We start from the raw sequence: 2,637 nt of genomic DNA, 5'->3' as shown, positions 1-2,637 counted from the left end.
TGCTGCGCGACAATCAAGGTGAGAACAGCGCGACAATCTAGATGAGAATGGCGGGGGTGTGTCTGTCGGGACGAGGGGCGAAGCCCCGAGGAGCGACAGACACACCCCCGCAAGCGTCTTTTCTTTTGGAATGGCGCTTTTGGTGATCGTGACCTGCCAGGTGGCGCCTCCTTTGGAAGGGGAGATGCGGTGCCCGGGAGACATATCAACGATCATCAGGTGAGATTATATATGAAGATGAGACAGACAGTGTCGCCGCGCTCGGCGGCGGCGTGCGCGGCGTTCAGCACGGCAACGGCGTATCGGCTGGAGCGGGATGCGCAGTTGCCCTCGCAGAAGAAAGAGCCGCGCGGTCGCCGGCGCCCCGATCCGCTGGCGGATATCTTCGATAGCGAAGTTGTACCGCTGCTGGAGGCGGCGCCGGGACTCCGGGCCGTGACGGTGTTCGAAGAAATGCAGCGTCGTCATCCTGAGCTTCCCGATGGGGTGCGGCGGACGATGGAGCGTCGGGTTCGAAGCTGGCGGGCGCTGCAAGGCCCGGATCGCGACGTGATCTTCCGCCAGGTGCACGAGCCGGGTCGGATGGGGCTGTCGGATTTTACCGACATGGCCGATCTGGGCGTACACATCGCCGGGGTCGGGCTCGATCACCGGCTGTACCACTTCCGGCTCGCCTGTTCTGGCTTCGAGCATGCCCATGTGATCCTGGGCGGCGAGAGTTATGTCGCGTTGGCGGAGGGGCTGCAGAATGCCCTGTGGGCGCTGGGCGGCGCGCCGCGCGAGCATCGCAGCGACAGTCTGTCGGCGGCGTTCCGGAATCTGGATGCATCGGCGCGCGAGGATCTGACGCACAGATATGACGCGCTGTGTCGCCATTACCGGATGGAGCCGACCCGCAATAACCGCGGTGTTGCGCATGAAAATGGCGCGATCGAGAGCGCGCACGGGCATCTGAAGGCGGCGGTGCGCGACGCGCTGTTGATGCGCGGATCGGCCGACTTCGACGACCTTGCGGAATATCGCTGCTTCGTCGACGAGATCGTCGCGCGCAAGAATGCGCGGTGCGCGAAGCGGATCGACGCCGAACGGGCGGCGCTTCAGTCGCTACCGAGCATGCGCACCAGCGATTATGAAGAGGTGCTTGTCATGGTGACCTCCTCGGGCGGGTTCACGCTGCGCAAGGTGTTCTACACCGTGCCGTCGCGGCTGATCGGCCATCGACTGCGAGTTCGACTTTACGACGATCGGCTTGAGCTGTTCCTCGGCGGCACACCGCTCTTTACGCTTCCGCGCGGCCGCGCCGAGCGCAGCGGCAAACATGGCCATGTCGTCGATTATCGCCATGTCATCCATGCGCTTCGGCGCAAACCGATGGCGCTGCTGAATCTTGTCTATCGCCACCAGCTCTTCCCGCGCGAGGCCTACCGGCGCATGTTCGATCGGCTGCTGGAGCGGCTCGCCGAACGGGTCGCGTGCCGGACAATGGTCGAGCTTCTTAGCCTCGCGCATGAGCGGGCCTGCGAGGCCGAACTCGCCGCTGTGTTGGAAACCCTGCTAGCGACGCCGCAGGGTATGCCGGACATGGCAATGCTTAGGGCGCGGTTCGCGCCCGACCCCGCGGCGCTGCCCGAGGTCATCGTCGAGCTCGTCCCGCTGAGCGCCTATGAAGCGCTCCTGGCTCCTCGCGCGGAGGAAATGGCATGAACCAGGGTATTGATGTCACAAAGCTCACGCTGATGCTCAACGAGCTGCGACTGCCGACAATCAAACAGCTCTGGCCGACGTTCGCCGAGCGTTCCGACAAGGAGGGCTGGCCGGCGGCGCGGTTCCTCAGCGCGATCACCGAGCATGAGATCGCCGAACGCGGTCGCCGCCGCATGGAGCGGCATCTGGCGGAGGCGAAACTGCTGCCGGGAAAAACGCTCGATACGTTCGACTTCGACGCGGTTCCGATGATATCGAAGGCGCAGGTGATGGCGATCTGTGCCGGAGACAGCTGGCTCGAAAATGGCGCAAACCTGATCCTGTTCGGCCCGCCCGGCGGAGGAAAATCGCATCTGTCGTCGGGCATCGGGCTCGCGCTGATCGAAAAGGGTTGGCGGGTGCTGTTCGTCCGCACCTCCGACCTCGTCCAGAAACTACAGGTCGCGCGCCGCGAGCTCGCGCTCGAGAACGCGATCAATCGGCTTGATCGCTTCGACCTTCTGATCCTCGACGACCTTGCCTATGTCGCCAAGGATCAGGCTGAAACCTCGGTTCTGTTCGAGCTGATCAGCGCGCGATACGAGCGGCGTTCGCTGATGATAACCGCCAACCAGCCGTTCGGCGAATGGAACCGGGTCTTCCCCGATCCCGCAATGACGCTGGCCGCCGTCGACCGCCTCGTGCACCACGCCACCATCTTCGAGATGAATGTCGAAAGCTATCGGCGGCGCACGGCTATCGAGCGAAAACAGCAGGGGGCAGGTCGCCCCGCCAAGGTCGCCACAGCCAAAAATACCGATGTGTCGCTCCCCGACAATCAACCTGAGACATAGGTCTTGCCAGCGGCAATCAAACACACCAAAACGACCTCGTCGCGATCAGCGCTTCTCATCCTGATCGTCGCTAACTTCTCATCCAGATCGTCGCGCTACA

Annotated in this window: 2 protein-coding genes; both read left to right on the top strand. The window is 63.4% G+C overall.

Annotated features, from left to right (window positions below):
• Nucleotides 1-231: 231 nt before the first annotated feature.
• Nucleotides 232-1,704: an IS21 family transposase gene (gene istA / locus NZL82_RS19730; protein ID WP_224312209.1), complete on the top strand. Its 1,473-nt coding sequence runs from the start codon at nucleotides 232-234 to the stop codon at nucleotides 1,702-1,704.
• Nucleotides 1,701-2,537 carry an IS21-like element helper ATPase IstB gene (istB, locus tag NZL82_RS19725; RefSeq protein WP_037557560.1) on the top strand — a complete coding sequence of 279 codons (837 nt, stop codon included), beginning with the start codon at nucleotides 1,701-1,703 and terminating at the stop codon, nucleotides 2,535-2,537. Before istA ends, istB begins: the two co-directional genes overlap by 4 nt.
• The last annotated feature ends 100 nt before the right edge of the window (nucleotides 2,538-2,637 follow it).

The organism is Sphingomonas sp. LC-1 (assembly GCF_025371035.1).
In the GTDB taxonomy this organism is placed as follows: Bacteria; Pseudomonadota; Alphaproteobacteria; order Sphingomonadales; family Sphingomonadaceae; genus Sphingomonas; species Sphingomonas sanguinis_E.
This window is presented reverse-complemented; position numbering and strand designations above follow the sequence as displayed.

Coding starts and splice junctions, on each gene's coding strand:
- istB (WP_037557560.1), top strand. CDS start 1,701: ATGAACCAGGGTATTGATGTCACAAAGCTCACGCTGATGCTCAACGAG.
- istA (WP_224312209.1), top strand. CDS start 232: ATGAAGATGAGACAGACAGTGTCGCCGCGCTCGGCGGCGGCGTGCGCG.